We start from the raw sequence: 996 nt of genomic DNA, 5'->3' as shown, positions 1-996 counted from the left end.
TAAAAAAGGTTCTACGTCAAATGTTGGGGTAAAGGCTACCGCGCTACGCTTGGTGGCCTTTCATTCTGATGAGGAAAAGTTCTTTTCCTCATCAGAATGAAAGGTAAATCGTAAGCCCTTATTGAAACAACTTAACCAATGTTTACCCCAATTCTTTTAAACTTGTGTTGTAATAATATTTTCGCCCGAAAACGCTCATAGTTTTTAAATCCAAATGCATTTCGTTTGAGGACTTTGGTGGAGTTATTAATTCCTTCAAGAAAGCCATTTGAGTACCTATAGACAAAACTGTTAAGTATTTCAATCTGCCAATTTTTAAATGTTTTCACTGCTTGACACATTTCCTTAATTCCAGTATCCTCCACCATTTTATAAAACTCTTTTAGCTCTTTTTTGACAGTATAAATTTGATCTTCTCCTATCTCTTTTGCGTGTAAGAACCAAGCACGATAGGCTTCCTTTAGTTCGTAAGCTTTTCTTAATTCATCAGACATTTTCAAGTAACGATCTAAATACCAACGTTCTTCCTCTGTTAGACGCTCGTTTGCTTTATAAAATATATGTCTCATTCTTTTACATTTCTTACGATCGTAGCTATGAAAATCCTTCTGTACCCTTCTTCTTACCCCATCTAATGCCCAATAAATATATCGACAAAAGTGAAAATGGTCTGCAATAATTACCGGTCTTCCCAAAGCTTCTTGAACTGCTGCTTTAAACGAGGGACTCATGTCCATGATTACTACTTGAACATTACCTCCATGGGCCTTCAAATACTGTTTTATCGTTTTTTTATTACGATTGGGTAAGATATCAATAGGTTCTTTTGTAATCGGATTTGCCACAATCAATTGGTACTTTCCCTCACTGGTATCACCTTTGTATTCATCTATGGCTATGACAGGAGGTAATTCCTTCACTGGATGGATTTCACTTTTGGATATTTGATCGAATCGACGAACTACTGTTGTTGTTGAACTTCCATAATTTTCAGCG

General features: G+C 35.9%; 1 protein-coding gene. It reads right to left on the bottom strand.

What is annotated here, in order from left to right; translation table 11 throughout:
- Positions 1 to 131: 131 nt before the first annotated feature.
- Positions 132 to 996, bottom strand: an 865-nt coding sequence (locus BQ6100_RS20545) for an ISL3 family transposase (RefSeq protein ID WP_075983656.1), incomplete at its 5' end; no start/stop codon positions are given.

This window comes from Bacillus massilinigeriensis (assembly GCF_900117315.1).
In the GTDB taxonomy this organism is placed as follows: domain Bacteria; phylum Bacillota; class Bacilli; order Bacillales; family Cytobacillaceae; genus Bacillus_BE; species Bacillus_BE massilionigeriensis.
Note: the sequence above shows the minus strand (reverse complement) of the source record. Positions and strands in the feature narration are given on the sequence as shown.